At 39.3% G+C, this 23,387-nt stretch carries 18 protein-coding genes; 10 read left to right on the top strand and 8 right to left on the bottom strand.

Annotated features, from left to right (window positions below; genetic code table 11):
- The first annotated feature begins 112 nt into the window (after window positions 1-112).
- The 6 genes from prmB (at window position 113) to M1F17_RS08150 (ending at window position 4,685) form a co-directional block, all read left to right on the top strand.
- Window positions 113-1,060 carry a 50S ribosomal protein L3 N(5)-glutamine methyltransferase gene (gene prmB, locus M1F17_RS08125; RefSeq protein ID WP_206277500.1) on the top strand — a complete coding sequence of 316 codons (948 nt, stop codon included), beginning with the start codon at window positions 113-115 and terminating at the stop codon, window positions 1,058-1,060.
- 100 nt (window positions 1,061-1,160) lie between these two features.
- Complete coding sequence (aroC, locus tag M1F17_RS08130; RefSeq protein ID WP_004257206.1) at window positions 1,161-2,249, top strand: chorismate synthase; 1,089 nt, start codon at window positions 1,161-1,163, stop codon at window positions 2,247-2,249.
- Window positions 2,250-2,426: 177 nt separating this feature from the next.
- Window positions 2,427-3,230: a TSUP family transporter gene (locus M1F17_RS08135; protein ID WP_004257209.1), complete on the top strand. Its 804-nt coding sequence runs from the start codon at window positions 2,427-2,429 to the stop codon at window positions 3,228-3,230.
- Window positions 3,231-3,247: 17 nt separating this feature from the next.
- Complete coding sequence (locus M1F17_RS08140) at window positions 3,248-3,796, top strand: elongation factor P hydroxylase (RefSeq protein WP_004257212.1); 549 nt, start codon at window positions 3,248-3,250, stop codon at window positions 3,794-3,796.
- A 28-nt stretch (window positions 3,797-3,824) separates the two neighbouring features.
- Window positions 3,825-4,097: a YfcL family protein gene (locus tag M1F17_RS08145; protein WP_004257217.1), complete on the top strand. Its 273-nt coding sequence runs from the start codon at window positions 3,825-3,827 to the stop codon at window positions 4,095-4,097.
- A gap of 72 nt (window positions 4,098-4,169) precedes the next feature.
- A complete protein-coding gene (locus tag M1F17_RS08150; RefSeq protein ID WP_112307556.1) occupies window positions 4,170-4,685 on the top strand; it encodes a GNAT family N-acetyltransferase in 516 nt (171 codons plus the stop codon).
- A gap of 4 nt (window positions 4,686-4,689) precedes the next feature.
- On the opposite strand, the gene mnmC is transcribed toward M1F17_RS08150, so the two are convergent.
- A complete protein-coding gene (mnmC, locus tag M1F17_RS08155; RefSeq protein WP_206277501.1) occupies window positions 4,690-6,729 on the bottom strand; it encodes a bifunctional tRNA (5-methylaminomethyl-2-thiouridine)(34)-methyltransferase MnmD/FAD-dependent 5-carboxymethylaminomethyl-2-thiouridine(34) oxidoreductase MnmC in 2,040 nt (679 codons plus the stop codon).
- 201 nt (window positions 6,730-6,930) lie between these two features.
- On the opposite strand from mnmC, the gene fabB reads away from it, so the two are divergent.
- Both fabB and M1F17_RS08165 read left to right on the top strand, forming a co-directional pair.
- The gene (gene fabB, locus M1F17_RS08160; protein WP_206277502.1) at window positions 6,931-8,145 is read left to right on the top strand and encodes a beta-ketoacyl-ACP synthase I; all 1,215 of its coding nucleotides are present in this window, start codon (window positions 6,931-6,933) and stop codon (window positions 8,143-8,145) included.
- Between the two features lie 163 nt (window positions 8,146-8,308).
- Window positions 8,309-9,163, top strand: coding sequence for a hypothetical protein (locus M1F17_RS08165; RefSeq protein ID WP_272674750.1), 855 nt, complete (start codon window positions 8,309-8,311; stop codon window positions 9,161-9,163).
- Here the strand turns inward: M1F17_RS08165 and M1F17_RS08170 are convergent.
- From M1F17_RS08170 to M1F17_RS08185, 4 genes are all read right to left on the bottom strand, one after another.
- Window positions 9,160-9,618 (bottom strand): hypothetical protein, encoded by a 459-nt coding sequence (locus tag M1F17_RS08170; RefSeq protein WP_206277504.1) that lies wholly within the window; start codon window positions 9,616-9,618, stop codon window positions 9,160-9,162. The two genes, M1F17_RS08165 and M1F17_RS08170, sit on opposite strands and share 4 nt — an antisense overlap.
- 158 nt (window positions 9,619-9,776) lie before the next feature.
- The gene (locus M1F17_RS08175) at window positions 9,777-11,285 is read right to left on the bottom strand and encodes a tripartite tricarboxylate transporter permease (RefSeq protein ID WP_136135017.1); all 1,509 of its coding nucleotides are present in this window, start codon (window positions 11,283-11,285) and stop codon (window positions 9,777-9,779) included.
- An 11-nt stretch (window positions 11,286-11,296) separates the two neighbouring features.
- Window positions 11,297-11,728, bottom strand: a complete 432-nt coding sequence (locus tag M1F17_RS08180) for a tripartite tricarboxylate transporter TctB family protein (protein ID WP_094962691.1) — start codon at window positions 11,726-11,728, stop codon at window positions 11,297-11,299.
- Window positions 11,729-11,739: 11 nt separating this feature from the next.
- Window positions 11,740-12,714 (bottom strand): Bug family tripartite tricarboxylate transporter substrate binding protein, encoded by a 975-nt coding sequence (locus tag M1F17_RS08185; protein WP_004257243.1) that lies wholly within the window; start codon window positions 12,712-12,714, stop codon window positions 11,740-11,742.
- A 309-nt stretch (window positions 12,715-13,023) separates the two neighbouring features.
- Between M1F17_RS08185 and tctD the strand changes: the two genes are divergently transcribed.
- A complete protein-coding gene (tctD, locus tag M1F17_RS08190) occupies window positions 13,024-13,692 on the top strand; it encodes a transcriptional regulator TctD (protein ID WP_318837354.1) in 669 nt (222 codons plus the stop codon).
- Window positions 13,689-15,116, top strand: a complete 1,428-nt coding sequence (locus M1F17_RS08195; RefSeq protein WP_164455493.1) for a sensor histidine kinase — start codon at window positions 13,689-13,691, stop codon at window positions 15,114-15,116. The genes tctD and M1F17_RS08195 overlap by 4 nt, the downstream gene beginning before the upstream one ends.
- A 72-nt stretch (window positions 15,117-15,188) precedes the next feature.
- On the opposite strand, the gene M1F17_RS08200 is transcribed toward M1F17_RS08195, so the two are convergent.
- From M1F17_RS08200 to M1F17_RS08210, 3 genes are all read right to left on the bottom strand, one after another.
- The gene (locus M1F17_RS08200; RefSeq protein WP_094962687.1) at window positions 15,189-15,815 is read right to left on the bottom strand and encodes a hypothetical protein; all 627 of its coding nucleotides are present in this window, start codon (window positions 15,813-15,815) and stop codon (window positions 15,189-15,191) included.
- Between the two features lie 303 nt (window positions 15,816-16,118).
- On the bottom strand, window positions 16,119-18,155 hold the full coding sequence (locus M1F17_RS08205; protein ID WP_164455495.1) for a hypothetical protein: 2,037 nt from the start codon (window positions 18,153-18,155) through the stop codon (window positions 16,119-16,121).
- A 250-nt stretch (window positions 18,156-18,405) separates the two neighbouring features.
- A complete protein-coding gene (locus M1F17_RS08210; RefSeq protein ID WP_318837355.1) occupies window positions 18,406-23,070 on the bottom strand; it encodes a sel1 repeat family protein in 4,665 nt (1,554 codons plus the stop codon).
- Between the last annotated feature and the right edge of the window lie 317 nt (window positions 23,071-23,387).

Below are 23,387 nucleotides of genomic sequence, written 5' to 3' on the forward strand. Positions count from 1 at the left end.
AGACTTTTTGGGCAAATTTTATTATATTAATCTGCTGATTTGTCTTTCACTTCGTGGCAAACTTTAACTATTCATATATTCCCTTTCAAAATACAGGCTGGAGAACCCCTTCTTGGAAAAGATTTTCGTTGATGAAGCCGTTGCAGAACTTCATACCATTCAAGATATTTTGCGTTGGACGATGAGCCGCTTTAATGCGGCTAATGTGTACTATGGCCACGGTACAGATAACCCATGGGATGAGGCGCTACAACTGGTGTTACCAACACTTTACTTGCCTCTAGACCTGCCCGATGAGCTGTTAACATCCCGCTTAACGCCAACAGAGCGTCACCGTATTATTGAGCGTGTTTTACGCCGCATCAATGAGCGTATTCCAGTTGCATACCTGACAAATCGTTCATGGTTCTGTGGTCATGAATTTTATGTTGATGAACGTGTGCTTATCCCTCGCTCGCCAATTGGTGAGTTAATCAATAACCACTTTGTTGGCTTAGTGGCTGATGAACCGCAAACCATTCTTGATTTATGTACCGGAAGTGGTTGTATTGCGATTGCTTGTGCTTATGAGTTCCCTGATGCAGAAGTTGATGCGGTTGATATTTCAAGTGATGTGCTGGCGGTGGCTGAACAAAATATTGCCAATCATGGTTTAGAACACCGTGTGATACCGATTCGTTCTGACTTATTCCGTGATATGCCAGAGGTTAAATATGACCTGATCGTGACGAACCCACCGTATGTTGATGCGGAAGATATGGACGATTTACCCGAAGAGTTTCGTGTCGAGCCTGAATTAGCACTGGCTGCTGGAAGTGATGGTTTGAAACTGGTACGCCGTATTTTAGCGAATGCCCCGCGTTTTCTGACGGAAGAAGGGGTGTTAGTGTGCGAAGTGGGTAACAGTATGGTTCATTTAATTGAACAATACCCTGAAATTCCATTTATTTGGCTGGACTTCGAATACGGCGGTGATGGTGTGTTTATGTTAACACGTGAACAACTTGTTGAGCACCACGCACATTTTGAGCTTTATATCGATGAATCAACAGTTGCGTGATGTTCCAAGATCATGTAATCAATAATAACGACACAACGATATAATAACTAACAACCAAAATTCTTGGTAAAACAAGAATGGCTTAGAATAGGAAACTCCGATGGCAGGAAATTCAATTGGGCAGCTGTTTCGTGTGACCACATTTGGGGAATCACACGGGGTTGCATTAGGTTGCATCGTCGATGGGGTTCCCCCAGGCTTAGCACTAACAGAAGCAGATTTACAAAAAGATTTAGACCGTCGCCGTCCAGGAACATCACGTTATACGACTGCGCGTCGTGAACCTGACCAAGTAAAGATTTTATCGGGTGTATTTAATGGGGTAACAACCGGAACCAGCATCGGTTTATTGATTGAAAATACTGACCAGCGTTCGCAAGATTATGGTGCAATCAAAGACGTGTTTAGGCCGGGCCATGCGGATTACACTTACGAACAAAAATACGGCCAGCGTGATTACCGTGGTGGTGGCCGCTCATCAGCACGTGAAACGGCAATGCGTGTTGCGGCAGGCGCGATTGCGAAAAAATATTTACAAGAAAAGCTCGGTGTGCAAATCCATGGCTGCTTAACGCAAATGGGCTCCGTCGCTTGTGAAATTAAAGACTGGTCAATTGTCGAAGAAAACCCATTTTTCTGTCCAGATCCAAGCAAATTAGAGGCTCTTGACGAATTATTGCGCGGTTTAAAGAAAGAGGGTGATTCGATTGGCGCTAAAATTACTGTCATTGCAGAGCATGTGCCTGCAGGCTTAGGTGAGCCCGTATTTGACCGATTAGATGCCGATCTCGCTCATGCATTAATGAGTATTAATGCAGTGAAAGGGGTGGAAATTGGTGATGGCTTCGGTGTTATTGCACTTAAAGGCAGCGAAAACCGTGATGAAATTACACGAAATGGTTTCACATCAAACCATGCAGGCGGTATTTTAGGCGGTATTAGCAGCAGTCAGCCTATCATTGCACATATTGCGTTAAAGCCGACATCCAGTATTACCGTTTCAGGTAAAACATTAAACCGTGATGGCGAGGAAGTGGAAATGATCACCAAAGGGCGTCATGACCCTTGTGTAGGCATTCGCGCGGTACCGATTGCGGAAGCAATGATGGCGATTGTTCTAATGGACCACTATTTACGTCATCGTGGCCAGTGTGCGGATGTAACGCCAGCAATGGAACCTTTTGAGTAATCGGTTTTACTGTGTTTTATGTAGTGACAACAGAGCGGCCTATAAGGTCGCTTTGTTGATGATGAAGGTTCGGATGAAGCCTCCTAAAAATACCTCATCTAGGTTGTGATATCACCAAACCTGACTGGCGATATATTCACATCAACATCATGATATTTCTTCTCTTTGGATAGTAAAATGGATTGGCTAACTGCCGTTGCACCTGAAGTTTATGCTTTACTCTTCTTTGTTGCGCTGTTTGCAGGGTTTATTGACTCCATCGCGGGTGGTGGTGGGTTATTAACGATCCCAGCCCTGTTATCTGTGGGGATAACACCTGTTGAAGCTTTAGCAACCAATAAGTTGCAAGCGGTTGGCGGTTCGTTTTCTTCAACGCTCTATTTTGTTAGGCGCAAAGCCATAGATTTACGAGCACAACTGTTTCCGTTCATTATGACCATGATTGGTGCCATGCTGGGTGCGATTGTCATTCAAATGATTGATACCGCGTTCTTAAAACAGCTATTACCCATCTTGGTGATTTGTGTCGGCTTATACTTTTTATTGACGCCATCAATTGGTGTACAAGACCGCCAACAGCGTATCAGTATGCCTTTCTTCGGGGTGGCAATTGGGATGACGCTGGGTTTTTATGATGGTGCCTTTGGTCCCGGAACCGGTTCATTTTTGGCATTGGGTTATGTTTTGTTGCTTGGTTATAATCTTGCCAAAGCTACCGCGCATGCGAAGTTACTTAATTTTGCCTCTAATTTTGGCTCTTTAGTGTTCTTTATTATCGGGGGTCATGTTCTTTGGGCCTTAGGTTTTGTTATGCTAATCGGCCAAATGGTTGGCGCTCGTTTAGGTGCGCGTTTGGTCTTAACTAAAGGACAAAAACTGATCAGGCCGATGATCGTGGTGATTTCGTTACTGATGAGTATTAAATTACTCCATGATAGCCATGGTGACGTGATTAAAGCTTGGTTTCTCTCATTATTTTAAGATGATTTAAATTATTCATGAGTACACATAATTATCAGGATCTAATCAATATCTTTGATGAATGTTTTGGTGTGACATATAACACCAAGCTGGTAAAAGGGGATGATGAACCCATTTATTTACCCGCAGATGAGGCAGTACCTTATCACCGGATCGTCTTTGCACACGGCTTTTTCACCAGTGCGCTGCATGAAATCTCACATTGGTGTATTGCTGGGGAAGCAAGACGTCAGCAAGTCGATTACGGTTATTGGTATTGCCCAGATGGGCGAGATGAAAAAACACAGTGTGAGTTTGAAGTGGTGGAAATCAAGCCCCAAGCGTTGGACTGGCTGTTTTGTGTTGCCGTTGGCATTCCATTTAATGTCAGTTGTGACAACTTAGAGGGGGATTTTGAGCCTGATCGTATTGCGTTTATGCGCAAAGTTCATGCACAAGTCATGCTTTATTTAGAAAATGGCATCCCTGAACGGCCATTACGCTTTATTAATGCGTTACAATTGTTTTACAATACGCCACCTCTTTGTGCAGAAGCTTTTCCTTATCCGGAAGATATTTTTGCCTAATGAACACACATTTAAGTAAGGATTAAGCATGCTTGCGGATTTAGAAACACGCATACTAACGAAAATTGATGATATGGTTGAACACGCGAGCGATGATGAACTCTTCGCTGGCGGCTATTTGCGTGGTCACTTAACCCTTGCTGTGGCTGAACTGGAAGAAGAAAACGAAACCAGTTCTGAAGCATTATATCAACGTGTCGAAGTCAGTATTCAAAATGCCATCAAAGCTGGCGAATTGACGCCACCAGACCAAGTACTGGTTTTAGATATGTGGAAAAACTTATTAAATAACGCCATTTAATTTGTTGAGTTCTGCATGAAAAGCGGGGAAACCCGCTTTTTTGTTAGCTAAATTTTATTGCGAGTAAAAATTATGGCGAATATTCGTTTAGCAACCCCCCTTGATGCCAAATATCTTCCTCCGGTGGAAGCCTCCGCAGGCCAGGCATTTACGAGTATCGAAAAATATAAATGGCTTGCTGAAGGTGATGGGCAAACGGAGCAAGACCACCTCGATTTTATTTCTGAGCAATTAGAGTGGGTAGCAGTGAATGATTGTGATGAACCAATTGGTTTTATCAATGCTGAAGATCATCATACTAGCCTGCATATTTGTGAGGTTTCTGTTTGCCAGCAATGGCAAGGACGCGGGCTGGGTAAAAAGCTGATTAAGCAGGTTCTTGATGCTGCTTTGGCACGGAATATCACGGTAGTGACATTGACCACTTGCCGCGATGTGCCTTGGAATGCACCTTATTACCAACGCTTGGGTTTTAAAATTCTTGAAGATAATGAGCTAACCACCGAACTACAGGCTATTTTACAGTCTGAGGTCGATGCAGGGTTTGCTGCTGAAGACCGTTGTGCAATGGCTATCTCATTAACTTAATGCATTAATAAGGGAGTTTAATAGGGCGACCTAATAATAATTTCCTTACCCAAAAACGGTTTGGGTTGAGTTCTGCAAGAGTTTCATCGTCTAGGGGGAGTACTTCCCCAAAAATTTGCGCCGCAAGCAATTCTGCGCAAAGTGGTGCGGTTGATAACCCTCTTGACCCTAATGCACCAAAAATAAATAAATTTGGGTGCACTGGAGCGAGTGCAATAGGCTGTTCTTTGGCAATTTGAGTGGGCAAATTGTGATAGAGTGCCACATGTTGTTCGAAATCAGGCACATTGCCTAATAACGGAAAATGGTCGCGAATAACACAACGAATACCTTGGCGTGAACGTTGTTGAGAAATATCGATATCCTTAGGCCAAGTTACATCGGGTAGGTTATCAACCAGCTTTTGGCGGTTCCCTTGCTGTTCCTCTTCACTATAATCGAAATCAAGTCGTTCACGTTGGTAGCTAGCACCTAAGCAATGTTGTGTACCCGTGGCATCGGCAGGGGTTAAATAGCCTTCAAAGCACAGAACATTTTTCAGTTGTTGTAGGGTGTGATTGGTTGGAATATGGCTGACTTGCCCACGCACAGGCGAAATAGGTAAATTAACGGTTTGAGCAAATTGGCGCAGCTTGTGCCCATTAGCAATAATGACAGTTGAGTGAACACGTGTTAGCTGTTTGTGTTGTGCGGTTTCAATTAATAACTGCCAATCTTGTTCTGTTTGTTTTAATTCAACGACATTATGTTCAAAACAGAAGGTAATACCCTGCTGTTGTAAATATTGTTGTAAACTCTCACAAAGCTGGGCAGGGCACAGCCATCCTCCAGACTCATAATGAATGCCATCATGGTTGACATCAACGCCGCAAATATCACTCAGTTGCTGACGACTTTTACCAATAGCAAAATCAGTCGGCCATTCGGTTCCTAGCATTCCCGCTATCTTGCGAGCCACTTTGTCGTTATAGGCTAATTGGCTCACGCCACACCATTGCCCTTCAAACGCGAGCCCTTGTTTTGCTAATTGGTGATAAAAGCGAGAGGCAAAGGGGAAAGCGCTGACAAAAAAACGTTCGAGTGGGTCGTTATTGCCGGTGAGTAAGGGGTAAATAGCCCCTTGGCGATTGCCCGAAGCATTCTGCGCAACTTGTGCATCTTGGCAGTATAAGGTGACTTTAGCACCGCGGTTATGAAGGGCGTAGGCCGCTGTTAAACTGGCAAGCCCACCACCAATGATAGCGACATCAGTTGGGTTATCTGCGCTTTTTCTGGCAAACCAAGGCGTTGGGATATCAATTTCTTTTTCAGCTAAGACCCCAGTTAACATTTCTCGTTTGTTACCAAAGCCTTTGACTTTTTTAAGGGTAAAGCCAGCTTGTTGCAGGCCTCTCTTGACCGCACCTGCCACGGTAAATGTTGCAAAAGTTCCATTGAGGCGGGCGAATTTTGCCATATTAGTGAACAGTTGTTCACTCCACATTTCGGGATTTTTTGAGGGAGCGAAACCATCTAAAAACCAAGCATCTATCTTATTGTTTAAATTGTTTTTTAGTAAAGATATTTGCTCATTTACATCACCAAACCATAAATCTAATATCACGCTACCATTTTCTAACATGATCCGCTGGTTACCCGGTAAGGTTTGTGGCCAATTTTCACAAAGGGATTGTGAGAAGCTGCTCAGTTCAGGCCAACATTGGTGGGCTGTCATTAAGTCAGATTGTGTTAATGGGTATTTTTCAAAACTAATAAAATGTAATTGTTGCAATTTTGCGTTTGGATTTTCTGCTTTAAATTGTTTAAAAGATTGCCATAATGCTAAAAAATTCAATCCAGTACCAAAGCCAGTTTCGGCAATCACACAGGTTGTGAAAGGGTGCGTCGCGAAGCGATCAGGAAAATGATTTCCTTGCAAAAACACATGGCGAGCTTCTTCTAAGCCATCTTGGTTAGAAAAATAGATATCTGCAAACTGTTCAGACATGGGGGTGCCTTCGTCATTCCAGCTCAGGCGTGCGGTTTGTACAGCGTTCTTTTTCACGATAAGCCTACATTCTTTATTTAATTCCTAAATTTTACCGCTGATATGGGTGTAAGGCTACCGTCATAAAAAAGTCTTATTGGCGTCATAAAGAAAAAAATACAAATATTTACCCTGATCGGACTTGTTCAGCGTACAAGTGTAAGCTAAAGTGACAACCTGTAATCCCGCAATCATATAATTATAGACATGAGGTAACGAATGAAGCGTGCAGTCATCACTGGTCTAGGTATTGTTTCCAGCCTTGGTAATAACCAGGAAGAAGTACTGGCTTCTCTGAAGGAAGGTCGTTCCGGGATCACTTTCTCAGAAGAATTCAAAGAGGCAGGGCTGCGTAGCCATGTCTGGGGTAATGTTAAAAATTTAGACCCAAAAGATTTAATCGACCGTAAAATTTTCCGTTTTATGAGTGATTGCTCCGCCTATGCTTATTTATCGATGGAACAAGCGATTGCGGATTCAGGTTTAACAGAAGAACAAGTTTCAAATTTACGTACAGGTATCGTTGTTGGCTCTGGTGGTGGTTCTCCACGTAACCAAGTTGCTGGTTCTGACGGTATGCGTGCTAAAGGTTTGCGTGGTGTGGGCCCATACATGGTGACTCGTGCAATGGCATCGGGTATTTCTGCTTGTTTAGCAACGCCATTTAAAATCAAAGGTGTGAACTACTCCATCAGTTCTGCTTGTTCAACATCAGCGCACTGTATTGGCCATGCGGTTGAGTTAATTCAATTAGGCAAGCAAGATGTTGTTTTTGCTGGTGGCGGTGAAGAACTGAGCTGGGAAATGACCTGTGAGTTTGACGCAATGGGCGCATTGTCGACTAAATACAATGAGACGCCAGACAAAGCATCAAGAACTTACGATAAAGACCGTGATGGTTTCGTTATTGCAGGCGGCGGCGGTATCGTCGTGGTTGAAGAGTTAGAGCACGCTTTAGCTCGTGGTGCGCATATCTATGCTGAAATTGTTGGCTATGGTGCAACGTCTGACGGTGCAGATATGGTTGCGCCATCAGGTGAAGGTGCTGTACGCTGTATGCAAATGGCAATGCAAGGTGTTGAAAAAATTGATTATATCAATACACACGGTACATCAACACCAGTGGGTGACACCAAAGAGTTAGAAGCGATTCAAGAAGTGTTTGGTAGTAACTCCCCAGCAATTTCTGCAACGAAAGCGATGAGCGGTCACTCATTAGGTGCTGCGGGTGTCCACGAAGCAATTTACAGCTTGCTAATGTTAGAACACGGCTTTATTGCACCAAGCATTAATGTCGAAAATCTAGATGAGAAAGCAGCAGGCCTGAATATCGTGACTAAACCAACGGAGCAAGCGCTGGAAACAGTCATGTCTAACAGTTTCGGTTTTGGTGGAACTAACGCCACATTAGTGATGAGCAAATACAAAGCATAATTTGTATCAGGAAAACTAATTAAATAAGCGAGAACTTCGGTTCTCGTTTTTTTTATATATATGAAATCAATAGGCACACTATCGTTGTTTTATTAAATAATTAATATTTTGAATATGGGAGTATATGGCAAATAAACAAAGTTAATTGATATAGGAAAAATTTATGAGTATTAAAAATTTCTTTTACACAATGAGTAATAGTTCGACAAAGATGCTTGAAGTCTATATTAAAAATAGCTCCGAAGCGAATAAAAAAAATGTATTTAACATGGCTTTTTCTAAGATAAGTAACATATACAACCGATATGGGTGGGATGTTGAAGGAAAAGGTAAAGAGAAAATCACAAAGCAAATTAAAATTTTAAATTATCTAGTGGATATAAATACCGACAAATCGAAAAATAGTGATAGTAGTCATCTATTACACGTCAAATCAGAACATAAACTCGATATGCTTGCAGCCTACTATGACTATTCGAATAAAAAAATAACTGCGGAAAGCATGGTGAAACTTCTTCTTGGTAGTACCTATAATAGAAATATTCATGTTAGTAGCGCAAATATTGATTTCTCAGGCTCAGATTTGTCGAACACAATAGTTGAAACAAGTAATAACATCCCTTTGTTAAGAGCTAATTTTTCTGAGGCCAATGCTGAAAATACGAAAATTAACATCCCAGTTAAAATAGATGTTGATTACAACTTTACGAATACTAATTTAAAAAATGCGACAATAAAACTAGATATCCAGTATGATAATTTGAGTGATACGGTTATGAGTAGCTTATTTGGTAATGATGACTTCCCTTATAAAAGTGTTTTTAGTTCAATATCGACAATTGATAATAAATATATTGGAATTAAACAAGAGGCATTTAATAAGCTTGCGAAAGCTTATGCCGGAAGAAAGGATTATTTTGAAAAAAACAGTCTAATTAAACAAAGTTTTTTGGAGCAATATCGTGATATTAATATGGCATTAGATGGGAATAAACATGATGCCGACTACATGGCTTAACTAATCTCCACCATCACCACCCCCTGAATCAGATGATGAGCAATCTGAACTTGAGTTATCATTAGAACAATAATGGTTGCTTGAGCGGTGATTATTATCACTGGATGAACTGTCATAATAAGGGGGGGGCAGCTTGAACTCGAATTATTTGAATTTACTCGATATGCAGTTTCTTTCACGTTTTTACGCACTTCAAATATTTGGCTTTTCCCTTTTGACCAGCCAATAGTCACAAGCGTCGTATTTTTCTTTACGCTGATATGCAACATTTCCCCACAAAAAATATGCATTTTACCCAATGCTTTTATTTGGATATAACCACTGTCTTTTTCCGTGATAGTGACAGGTTTCTGACTATGGATAGTGTAACAGTCACCATGGACATTAACAGTGCGAGTATATGCTAACGGTTTTGGCTGGATATTAAAAAGGACAAAAAGTAATCTATCGAACATTGTGTTTTATGTTTTAATAAATGAGATGGCTAAGATAATTGATTGAGCTTATTCAATACATCGTCATTATCTGAATCCGTGGTTTTTCTACTGACTAATAAAAAATGCCCCAAAATCACACTGGGGCAAAGTTTTACAGAGATTGTATGAACACTTAATTACGATGAGACAGCGGATTGTTTACGTTTACGAATGCGCTTTATAATTGGCGGCAAAATTAGCACTAATACCGCTAGAATTAATAAACTTTGGGAAATCGTACTGCTCCAAAGAATATCGAAATTACCATTACTGATGGATAATGAACGGCGTAAATTTTGTTCTAACATTTCACCCAGTACAAACCCTAAAATTAATGGTGAAAGTGGGAAGTTCATTTTGCGTAATATAAACCCAAATACGCCTAGCCCCATCATGAGTAACAAATCAAACGTCGTACTATGAACGGCATATACCCCGACAGCAGAAATGCAAGCAATAGCAGGGACTAAAAACCATAACGGAACGGTTAGCATACGCGTGAATAAGCCAATTAACGGAATATTCATGATGAGCAAAACCACGTTAGCAATCAACAGAGCTGCAATTAACCCCCACACAATATCCGGTTGCTCTGTAAACATACCAGGGCCTGGGGTGATATTATAGAGCGTTAGGGCACCCATCATTACTGCTGTTGTTCCCGAGCCCGGAACGCCAAGAGTTAACATAGGAATAAATGACCCACACGCAGAGGCATTATTGGCGGCTTCAGGCGCGGCTACCCCTCGGACATCGCCATTACCGAAATCGCCTTTTTCACCACTGATTTTCTTTTCCGTCATATAAGTGATGGCGCTGGCAATGGTGGCACCAGCTCCTGGTAGAACACCAACAAAGAAACCGATAAAAGAGGAGCGTAAAGCTGGACCTGCACACGCTTTAGCTTCTTTGCGATTGAATAGCATTCTGCCTGTTTTGCGGATCAGCCCTTGGCCTGTCGCGGTACCTTCGAGCATCAATAAAATTTCGCTGACAGAGAACAAACCAATAACCACGACGATAAACTGTACGCCATCTGATAAATGTACGCTATCAAACGTAAAACGATATTCCCCAGAGTTGGCATCCACCCCCACAGTGGCAAGTGATAGACCAATTAATGCAGCCAGTAGTGATTTAATTGGGTTTTGGCTCATCATGCTACCTAAGCAGGCAATGGCAAAAACCATTAAGGCGAAATATTCGGCAGGACCAAAGGCGAGTGACCATTGAGCAAGCAAAGGAGCGAATAGAATTATCCCTACAATTGCAATCGTTGAACCAATAAATGAACTGACCGCGGATATAGAGAGCGCAACGCCACCTTTTCCCTGTTTTGCCATAGGATAACCATCTAGCGTGGTCATGATTGCTGCGGCATCGCCGGGGACATTAAGTAAGATTGATGATATGCGTCCGCCATATTCACAGCCTAAATAAACCGTGGCGAGTAAGATTAATGCAGACTCAGCCGGTAATTTAAGCGCAAAAGCCAACGGCAGTAAAATTGCCACGCCATTGATAGGGCCGAGGCCGGGAAGCATACCCACGATTGTACCAATAAAACAGCCAATTAAGGCGATCAAGATATTTTGAGGAACCAGTGCGACCTCAAAACCTTGCGATAGATACATCCAAGTTTCCATGATTTCGCTCCTTAACTTAGCAGGCTGCCAATAGGCAAGGTTACATCTAGCCATTTATCAAAGGCATAGAACAAAAAGATACCTAAGACCGGGCCCGAAATAATCGCGGCGATAGGTGTCGCACCAAATAGCAGGGCGATACTGATGGTGAGTAAGCTGGTTGCAATCGGGAACCCTAACCATTCAAAAGCCCATGCATAAATAACAAGTGCAACAACTAATAAAACTAAACGACGTAATACATAGGGTTTTGGCCACTCAACGGCTTCTTGCTTGCCAAATAATAAGGCAAGGGCACAAAGCGCCATTAAGGAGAGTATGACAACCGGAAAAGGGCGGGGGCCCAGTGGTTCATAACTGAACTCACTTTGGATCCCCCAACCAATATAAATTCCGATAGCACACAGTATTAGCCAAACTATGGCAAATATGCGTTGGCTCATCGTTTACTCCGTTATTTGGCTAAACCGAAGGCACGGGCTTGTTCACGATATTGCTCGATTTCTTTTTTGACATAGCTATCGAGTTCTTGCCCGGTTAAGTTGTATTCAAATAAACCACGCAGTTCACGTTGTTTTTTGAATTCGTCGGTTTGTTGCAGTTTTTGGAAGGCTTCGACCCATTGGTTATAGTCAGCATCGGAGACTTTCGGCCCCATATAGAAACCACGAATGATTGGCCATACAATGTCATACCCTTGTTCTTTTGCTGTTGGAATATCTGATAAACCATCACCAAGGCGCTTGTCTGAGTAAACAGCAAGGATACGAATTTTACCTTCATTGATATACGGCGTCATTTCACTGATATCCCCTGAAAGGACTTGAATATGGTTGCCCAGTAGTGCAGTTAAGGTTTCACCGCCGCCTTCAAAGGCCACATAACGCATTTTTCGTGGGTCGATATCAATGGCTTTGGCTAATAAGGCCGTTTTCATCCAATCTTGGCTGCCAATAGACCCTCCCGCACCAAATACGATGCTGTTAGGATCTTTTTTGAAGGTATCCATTAAATCTTTCAGGGTTTTATAAGGTGAGTCGGCACGTACGGCTATCATACCGTAGTCGCTTCCCACACTGGCGAGCCAGCGCACGTCATTTTCGTTATAGCGGCCAAATTTACCTTGCGCGAGATTGAGTAAGGAACCTCCTGAGAAAGCAACAATGGTGCCGGGTTCCGCAGGGCGTTGTGCGACAATAGCGTTATAAGCAACGGCACCAATACCGCCTGGCATATAGGTCACTCGCATTGGTTTTTCAATTTCTTTAGTTTCAAGAAGAGACACTTGTACTAATTTACAGGTTAAATCAAAACCGCCTCCAGGTTTGGCGGGGGCAATACATTCTGTACGTTCGGGTAGGGCGTTTGCTTGATTGATGCCAACTAAAAATATTGCTGTTGCTAAGGCCGTCTGGGTGAATTTTTTCATTATTTTTCCTTACTAAGACAATAATTAGAGGTATATATTATTACTGCTTGTTGTGCTGGTATGGCATCATCGCCCGATGAAGCTTTCATTTACCTTTCATTAACAAATATTATTATTTTTATGTGATATATATCAGATTGTTTTGTATTTTTACTTTTTTGTTATGTTAATTTAATGTTAAATTAATCACGTTAATAGTGTTTGTTAGCAATAGTTGTGATGGACACAGTAAAAATGTGCACATTTGCTTTCCATTCATTCAATGGAATGCCAACGTATACTGATAAATAATTATAATGAGTATGCGGAATGAGAATTTTATTGGTTGAAGATCATGACGAGTTGTCATTATGGTTACAGAAGGCCTTATCGTCATCTGGGGTTGCGGTTGATCTTGCTAGTGATGGTGCGATAGCAGACCAGCTATTACAAACTGAACGCTATGAATTAGTCGTGTTAGATGTATCACTTCCGAGAATGAGTGGGCTTGAGGTATTGGCGCAAATGCGCAAACGGCATCAAGAAACCCCCGTCTTGTTACTAACGGCGAATTCCGACGTAGCCGACCGTGTACAAGGGTTAAATGCAGGGGCTGATGACTACCTGACGAAACCTTTTGATATTGCGGAATTAGAAGCACGTCTTCGTGCTTTATTACGGCGTAGCCAAGGGCAAGTTAATGAGTCACAACAGTTTGGTTTACTTAGTTACCATGAGGACGGTTATTTTTTATTAGGCGAAGAGCCGTTAGGCTTAACACCAAGGGAATATGCGGTGTTAAACACCCTATTTCATCGACGAGGTCGACCTGTTTCTAAAATGCAATTATTTGAACAGGTATTTTCGCTGTCAGATGAAGCCAATTTACAAAGTATTGAGTTATATGTTCACCGTGTAAGAAAAAAACTTGCCGGTTCGGATGTTAACATCAATACCTTACGCGGATTGGGATACCGATTAGAGCAGTGTAGTGTATGAAATTAGTCGCTCATCCACGCTCTCTCTTTCATCAGTTACTGCTCTTTTTCGGTATCCCCCTCATTTTGTTGGGGAGTTTTTCGGTTTATACCCACTATTACAGTGCAAAAAATGCTGCAAATTTAGCCTATGATCGAACGTTACTAGCTTCAGCTCGAACAGTTGCAGAACGCTTACAAGTGGTAGATGGGCATCTCTCGGTGAATGTGCCTTATGTGGTGCTCGATAGTTTCGAACTAAATAATAATGACCGAATTTTTTATCAAGTTATCTCTCCTGACGGTGAAACTATCTCTGGTTATGACGACTTACCGCCAATTCCCCCTTATTGGATGCGTTCACAGCACTATACTGCGCTAGTTTATTTTTATGATGCACAGTATAAAGGTTTACCTATTCGTATTGCTGCGTTTTATCAACCGATTAATGAAGGTGGCATCACTGGGATGGTTGAAATTCGTGTTGCGGAAACGGTCTATTCGCGGCAAGATTTCGCTAATCAATTATTAATTTCTGCCTTGATGAGTCAAGGTACCGTGGTACTTTTAACCATGGTGCTTGCCTATATTCTACTGAGTAAGCTGCTGGCACCGTTGAAAAGATTATCTCACTTAATGTTAGGCCGTTCTGCCAATGATTTAACACCCTTGCCAGATTTACTGCCGTGGTCGGATTTATCGCCATTAATTGATGCATTAAACCGTTATATTTCTCGCCTAAAGCGGATGGTTAGACGACAAGAACGCTTTAGTGCAGATGCATCTCATCAGCTTAAAACACCTCTAACCGTTCTTAAAACTCAGGTTTCCGTCGCGATTAATAGTACAGATGAAACTCAACGGCAACAGAGTTTACAAGCCATCAATAAAACCCTCGATAATACGATCATTTTGACTGATAGGCTTTTGCAGCTATCGCGGTTAAAAGCCCATGAAAAAGAATCAATTACGCAGTATCGTGCCATAAATCTAGTGGAAATTGTTCACCAAGCGTGTTTTACTCGGCTATCTCAAGCTGAAAGCCAAAATATTGACTTAGGTTATGAAGGTGCGGAAACGGCATGGATTAAAGGCGAGCCTATCTTATTAGCTGAGATGTGTGCAAATTTAATTGATAATGCGATTAAATACACGCCTGCAAATGGGGTGGTCACCGTTCGAGTGGTCAGCAGTGATGACCATCTTCATTGGGTCTTAGAGGTTGAAGACTCTGGTCCTGGGATCCCAGATGCGAAAATTAACCGTTCTATGGAAGCCTTTACTCGTTTAAATAATGCGTTAGGTAAGGAAGGCGCTGGCCTTGGGCTGGCGCTTGTGAAAGATATTGCTAGCTATCATGGTTCTGAACCTCAATTATTAAAAGGTAAATTACTTAATGGATTATTGGTTAGAATCGCATTTAAAGCTAGCCAAGCGCCGTGGTAAGAAAAACGCCCTTACTAAGGCGTTTCTCTGGTGACAAAGTCTAAACGCAGTAAAAGCTAGATACGTTTAGTTTCACATTGATATTAATATCTGCGATAGCGTGTTATTTGAAGGTTCGTGTTTAAAATCACAGGTTATTGTGTTTTGTTCGAGGCTTGCTATTGAGGATGATAATAATGATTCTGAATCTAACTTATTGTCTTCATTAAGAAATATATTAGCTATAGCTAGCGCTGTGTCATTTTTTACTTCATTAATAAATGTCTCGATTGATTCTATTTTTAAATTTGTGTTGTATATTTCATCAAGCAAAGCCGATATGTCTTGGGAAATCAAATTTGAATCTTTATTTTCTGAGTGCTCTTGAATGTATGTCACTAGATCATTTTTTGCACTAGCAAGTTTTTCTTCTTGTAAATATGTAGTATCAACAGATTCTGATTTCAATTTTTGTATTTTGTTTAATTGTAAGCGTTGATTAGTGATATCTAGCAATGCATCTTTAATCGTTTGACAATAGGTTTCCTCGCTGACATTAGATGTGACAGATTTTAATGGGACATAATTATATACGTTAGAAATAAAGTCATCTCTTACTGCGGTTAGATATTCTTTCTCACGTAAAACCTCAGATATATTGATATTGTTTTCACTTTGTTGTAACTCTTGGTTCGTATTTAGGGTTAAATTTGAAATCATAGTAAACACTCCATGTTAATAATTTTTAAATGTTTCATTACTGTGGTCGTAGTTAATTAATATAACCTACTTAAAATGAGGTGACTAATTTTTATTTGGTATGGAAGTATTGTTGATATCATTTGAAATATTGCTAGCTATCATGGTTCTGAACCTCAATTATTAAAAAGTAAATTACTTAATGGATTATTGGTTAGAATCGCATTTAAAGCCAGCCAAGCGCCATGATAACAGAAACCACCTAATTCAGTAGGTGGTTTCAATAATAGTAAAATACAAATCTAGTGAAAATAAAAATACGTGTTAATCCCGTAATGGGATAAATACAGGTATTGATTTGTTATGCAATGGTTGGTCGTATACATCGCTAATTATTGTGTCTTGTGGAAATTCAGCCATGATAGATGATAATAAGGATTCAAAGTCTTTATTATTTCCATTACCATCAGTGAAATTGACTTCATCAGTTCCCTCGTTAATGCGAGTTTCAATTGACATTATTTTTGATTTTTTATTCATGATTTCAATAATTAATGGTGTTATTTCTGAAGAAATTGATTTTTTGTCTTTATTTTCTGAATGAGTATAAATATATTGAGAAATCTCTTTTTCTGTCTGGACAATTTGTTTTTCTAAAGAATGAATATCATTGATATATTCTAGTATCTCTGAGTGTTCTTTTGAACTGTACATTTTAGTTAAACTCCCTAACTGTTCAGTTAAGTCTAATAATGTATACATTTTTCCTTTAACTGTTTGATAATATGCATCTTCACCAACAGCAGACGAAGTTGATTTTAAAGGGATCTTTATATGAATGTTAGAAATTAAATTATTTAATTCATTTTTTAATAGTTTTTTTTCTACTGCTAGCATATATATGTTATTTTTTTTATCACCAAAGTTATTAGTATAAGAGACTATTTTACTTGGAGGATTAAATTGGTGAAGGTGATTGTTTAATTCTAAATTAACAAACTTTTGGAGTGTTTTTGCTCTAAGGAATTCATCATGAAACTGAGTTGTTAATTCTTCAATGTTATCATGAGTTTTTTTCTCTTGAGCTAATGTCCTATTTTCAATAATATAATTGGCTAAATCTTCTTTTACACTCAATATGTCTTTTTCTAACTGGGAACGATTAATTAAATATGTAGACTGGTCGTAATATAAACCCGCTTCTTTTTTTATTTCTACATTGATACGCGCTTCAAGTTTATTGAATAATTTTTCTAATTCATTATCAATGCCTTTTTGGTATTTATGTTGTCTATCAGGAGTAAGTTCTAATAATTTATCAATCGGGAGTATGTGATTATCCAATGTTTTTTGAGCATTAATTTTTATTTTTTGTAAGTTACTAATTGACTGGTTTAATTCAGTTAATAATTTAAATTCTTTATTGTTTTGGTAGTCGCTCTCCTGATAGTTAAGGTAAAAGTCTTTATCTTGTTCAAAGTGGTTATGAATATCATCTAAGTATTCAAAGTTTTTGATTTTATCAAAACTATCATGTGAATATTGAATTTCTGTATATTGGGTGTTTAATTTTGTTGTGCATTTTATTAACTTATCGACTGTATGATTACTTGTTGAATGCATTATGCTATTGTTATTAAGTGCTTTTAGCAGCTGTTCTATGTTGCTTTTACTTTTCTTGGCATCGGTATATAAATCATTCATATGACCTTCTGCATAGAATGTTTTTTCCATGAGTAAAAACCTATTTTGCACATTTTCAGTCATTTTCTGTGTGTATTGCTGAGACAATTGATGGCTATCGTTTAGATTAGAATTAAACTGATCAAGTTCTGTGCCTATAGCATTTTGAATAATCGGATTCTTGTGATAAGAAATGTTATCAGGTAAGATAAATTTCTCTCTCATATTACTCAGCAGATTTAATAAGTCTGCTTTATATTGCTCAATTAAGTCGAAGGTATTAAGTTTAATAGATGACGAGGTTATAGGTAATGTATAATAATTTTCCATTTTTGTGTGTTTACTATGTAACTTTTGTAATACTTCAAAATTTTTTGTCTGCTTGTCAGCTTGTTCGATAAGATTAAGTTCTAACTCTTGTAATTTGTACCATTCATCAGATTTACCCATCTTAAATATATCTTTTAAATTATCAATTTTAGCTAACAAATTATTAAATATTTTTTTGTTGTGTTCTGATTTTTTGCTTATGTGCTTATATACCCCTTCTAGGTAAACGACATTTATTGATGGTTTCTTTCTAATTGACAAGGTTGCTGAATAGTCTATTTCTTTAAATATGTTTTGGTTTTTTATACTTCCTAATGATGCCCGATTTTTATTAAATGTAGAACTCATAGTAAACACTCCGTGTTAATGGTTATTGAAATTTGCATATATACAGATGCCAATAAAATATAATCTAACAATAAGAAGTAGACTAATTTTTATTTTATATAAAAATGCGATTAGTATAATTTAAATTATTAGCAATGAAATTTTTAGCAATCTCATAAGTGGAGGGAATGATATTGTTTTATTTAGATATAAAAATGATAATTGTAGATAGGTTAAGGCGCTAAAGAAAGTTAGCGCCTTTATAATTCAATTATTGGTTAATTAGACTAAAATCCCACTCTTTTAGTGCGTTGATTGAGTCTTTGTCTTGGTATTTTGCGCCAAGTTCAAGGTAATCATGGGCTTTTTGGATATCGTCTTTACTTTTGGTACCGACCCAGCCGTTATAATACATATAAGCAAGTTTGTATTTTGCCATCGCATGGTGAGTACCTTGTTCGAGGTCTGTCATATCGTAATATTTTGCTGCGCGGACATAATCTTTTGGCACACCTTGGCCAAAATAGAGCATATCCCCGGCTAAATGAGCGGTGTTACTGTCATTCTGTTGTGCGCCTAAATCAAAATAATAAAGCGCTTTCGGAAAGTCTTTTTCTATACCGCGCTCATTATCTTTACGATAAAGATTACCTAAAATATTATAAGCGCGAGGATAGCCATTTTTCCCTGCTAACTCATAATAATAGATCATCTTTTGGGTATCTTCAGGCACTCGTTCACCGCGTGCATAAGCGATACCTAATGAGAAGGCTGACATTTTGTCGCCTGCCTCAGCTTCGATGCGCTGCTTTTCAATTTGCTCGGCGAAACGACCATATTTCTCATAGGCTTTTTCATCGGCAACTTGTTTTTCAATTGCTTGTTTATCTTGGGCTGAAAGTGTATCCATTAGCTCAATAGAACTTGGTTTTTTATCAAGTTGTAATGCATAGTAATAGGCTTGCTTGGCATCGCCTTTTTCTACATAAGCCTGATAAATTGCATCAAGTGCGTGAGTTGGGTGGTAATTTAACGAAATTTGATACCATTCGATGGCTTTGTTAATATTTTTATCAATATCACAATCGCCTTTTAAATAGAGGGTTCCCATCTCTTTGGAAAGACTTTCTGGATAATGAATATAGTGTTTGTCGGTATTTTTCTGGAAATTGCTTTTTTCAATCCATTCCTTCAAATACCGGCTTGCTTTATCCATATCCACATTATCGCTGTTTCCACAATATTGGCCAGGATAGTAGATTTGATAGAGTTTCTCCGTTGCGGCTAAATCACCTTTATCGTAAGCTTGTTGTAAATAAGTTAAGGCTTTAGCGTTATCACTATTTACGTAATAGTAATACAGATTAATTAAAGCTTTGGTACGAGTGTTTTCTTCACTTAGCAGCAGCGCTAAATATTTTTGTTCGTCTTTAGGGCGATTAAGCTCTCTTTTTTTATCTTTAATTCCATCTCGATACAAATCCACCAATGCATCGAAGGCATTATTAGAAACCTTATCATCAGCTGATTTCATACCCTCTTGTAGATATTGAATGGCTAAATCATATTCAGGAGAGCCAGAGAGAATTTTGTTATCATATAAATACGTTCTGGCTAGTTGAACTTTAGAGAACAAATCACCTTTTGCTGCACCTTCAACGTAATTCTGGCGTTTTTCTTGGTTATCCTTAGTAACCGAATCAAGCGGCTGATATGCGGCTAAGTTGCCCGCTTCAATACTTTTCTTATACCAATCTTGCGCCGCGAGATCTCTACCGCGTGAACTATACCAATCCCCGAGTTTAATATAAGCAGAGGTATCGCCTTTTTTGGCAGGAACAACGAGAGTTTCATAGACTTCAATATAATCATCAACCCGTTTTGGATTCGAATGTTTACGTAAATAAACGATGGCCTCATCCCAGTCAGGTTCCATTACCCAAGCGTTTTTTTCTTCATTTAGCACGCCCATATATCGCATCTCACTATAGAGAGCGATTGCTTGGTCATTGCCTTCATCACTCGCTTGTTTCAGGTATTCAACCGCTTTCAGGCGATCTTCTTTGACACCTTGGCCATAGAAATAAGCTCGACCCACTTTGTATTTTGCTGAAGGACTTTCATTGAGCATTTTCATGCCAATGTCATAATCATCCATATATTTGATGAATTCATTGCCCCAGCTTCCTGCTTTAAGGTAATACTCACGTGCTTTTTGTCGATTAGGCTCAACAAGCTGGCTGCCATTTAAATACTGATGTGCCAGTTTACGGGTATAGTCTTTACTGCCAATCGCTGCTAATTGGTCGTAATAACCTAAGATTTTTGCTTTATTTGCATTGAGATATTGATCCTGTTGGTAATAATCAATGAGTTCTTCAAGTGCACTTTCTTGATTGAATTTTGCACTTTTCTCTAAATATTCAAGCCATTTTTTCTGGTCGACTTTTTGCCCATAGTTACCATATTTATATGCATTGGCGAGTGTACGTAACGCATCTGGGTCATTCTGTTTCACTTTTTCTTGAATATTGGCAAACGAAGCTTTGGATTTTTCAATTTCTCTTTTACGTGATTTTAAGAAGCTAAAATCAGGATCAGAAATCTGATTGTAATAGGAGAGGGCGGTGTCATAATTGGTATCTTCGCCGTAGTTACCTTCCTGGTATATTTCCCCTAATTCATATAAGCAGCGGTTATTTTTGAGTGCCGCACATTTTTTATATTGAGGGACTAAATCTTTTGCGGTAAGCCCAGTAATTTGCTGGAAGCGAGATTTGTAATACGCCTTATCATTGTGATAAGTAACGCCATCAAGGTTTTGCGCAATATATAAATAAGCAGATGCACTACCCAATTCTGCAGCTTTTAAAATATAATCGTACAATGGTTTTATTTCAGCATCACTTAAGGTATCAATATTAGTTAATTGAGTGAGCTTGTTTATCCCATATAAATAGGTGATATCAGCATCTTTATTAATCAGTAGTTCAATTAATTTCTGAGCCTCAGTATGGTTTTCATATAAAGCCATTTTGACTAATAACGCTTTTGTGTCAGCGCGATTTAAACCTGTTTTTAATAAAATATCTTTAGCGATTTGTAACTGACTTGGAAGTAATTCGGCTTGTGCTTGAGGTGAATGGAGCACATTGACTATCAGGTTAGCTATTTTATTGGTTTCTGTTGGCCGGTATTTTAATAATGCAGCAGCATAATAAACCTGGCTATTATAATTTTGTTTGATTGATTTTTCATATAAATCAAAGGCCTGATCACTATTTTTCTCTGCATCTTCTTTTAGTAAATAGTCAGCATACAAATAAGCTAAGGCGTAATTTTCGCGTTTAATGACATCGTTTTTGAGGATATCGACAATCGTTTTCTCATCGATAAGTGCTTTAATATCATAGCGATAATATACTTGAACTAATAAGCGATCGGCCGTTGATGGGTAACCGTTTTCATTAAGGTTGTCTATGAGTAATTTAGCGGCTTTCTGCACATCCTGCTTAGTACCAAAAGCATTAATATAATAACGCGCTAATTGCATCTGAGCATCATAAGTGGGGTCTATGCGATTTGCTTTTTCTAAAGCAGCGAAGGCTTTTTCTGGCGAAAATAATGGGCTACCTTTAGCACTATAAACTTCACTTGCTACCACTAAAGCATCTGCGGAGTTCGGGTATTTTTCCATTAAAATAGGAGTGTATTTGGCGACAATACCACTCAGTTTTTTGTTTGGAAAATCGTAACTGGAGATTGCTCTCTGGTTGATGGTAACAAGTGCGTTTAAGTCGCCAAGATCTGCGGCAGCGGTGAGATATTTTTCAGCTAAAGCGTCATTTCGCTTAACATCGCTAAATGTACGGCCAGAATACACGTTATAGGCTTGATACATCGCGGGAGGGTATTGGCCATCAGCGGCATCAGTTAAATCCTGAATGCGGTCGGTGTCAGCTTTGTAATTTAAATATAATGCCTTAGGGTGTTTAGCTTCCACAAGCGGTCGCAGGTAAACCATCGCACGGTTTTTATTTCTCCGCACGCCATCGCCGGTCATATATTTTTGGTACAAAGCATAGATGGCGTTCTCATCACCACGGCTCGCACATTCTTCTAAATTAGTGATGACTTTTTGTTTTTCTTCTTCTGTTTGTGAACCATACAATGATAAAGCCCCTGGCTCTAATTCACTCGCGTCAGAAATGTATTCTAATGCAGAGGAAAAAGAGAGGCGTTCATATTTTTTGGCTAACAGCGGATTTGGTGGTACGCCGTTACCACCTTCTTCATATATCGACGCGAGTAACATCGCGGGTAAGGGAAAGTCGTTGCTGACAAGCGGTGTTAATATTTCAACGGCTTTCTTACTGTCATTTTCAAAGTCATGAGCGATATAGCCCAAAGCAAATTTTGCCAGTTTTGAACCTTGTTCAGAAGCCAACGTAAAATATTGGCGAGAAAGTTCGATATTTTGTGGAACTTGTTCGTATTTATCAGCTAAATAAATACCCCCAACCATTTCTTGTGCTTCTTTAACACCGAGGTCAGCCGCTTTAGTTAAAGAAGTTAAACCGTTTTCATCAGTAGAAGTGTCTTCTATTAGGTGTTTATAACGGAAAAAGCCAAGGTTATATAACGCATTTTTATTGTTAGCTTCCGCCGCTTTAATTAGCCAGTTTTGGGCTGCCACATCATCAGTTTTTGTGCCAATACCCTCTTTATACATCATGGCTAAGGCAAAAGCGGATTGTGAGTCTTTATCTGCGTTTTTTTGGAATTGTTCAAATGCAGCTTGAGATTCACCTTGTTGATATAAGTCGTAGCCTAATTGTGAGGGAGAGGATGAGTTGGTGGTATTGACGAAATAAATGCCAATGGCTACAGCAATTATTATCAATATGAACAACCCAACTTTGAACGGCTTAGTCATTGTCATTCCTTATTATGGTGGTTACTTGCCACGATCCATTTAGGTTTATCGCATTATCACGGCTTATTGAGTGGAGTTAATACTCCTAAAGGGGTATTTGATTTTGCTTAAGTCTAATTGGAATTCCAGAAGATTCAATCGGATTATCCTCTATCTGAAAAACGGTAATTCGATAAATCATATCAATGGTGGGCGAATTAAAGGTGATTTGAGAGGGATTTAAAATGTCACAAAGTATTAATGGTAAGGAATATGAAGGGAAATAAACGAAGGGACGGCGAGGATTTCAAACATAGCCCCACAAAGTGGGGCATATG

The sequence above is a fragment of the Providencia sp. PROV073 genome (assembly GCF_033688125.1).
Lineage (GTDB): Bacteria > Pseudomonadota > Gammaproteobacteria > Enterobacterales > Enterobacteriaceae > Providencia > Providencia hangzhouensis.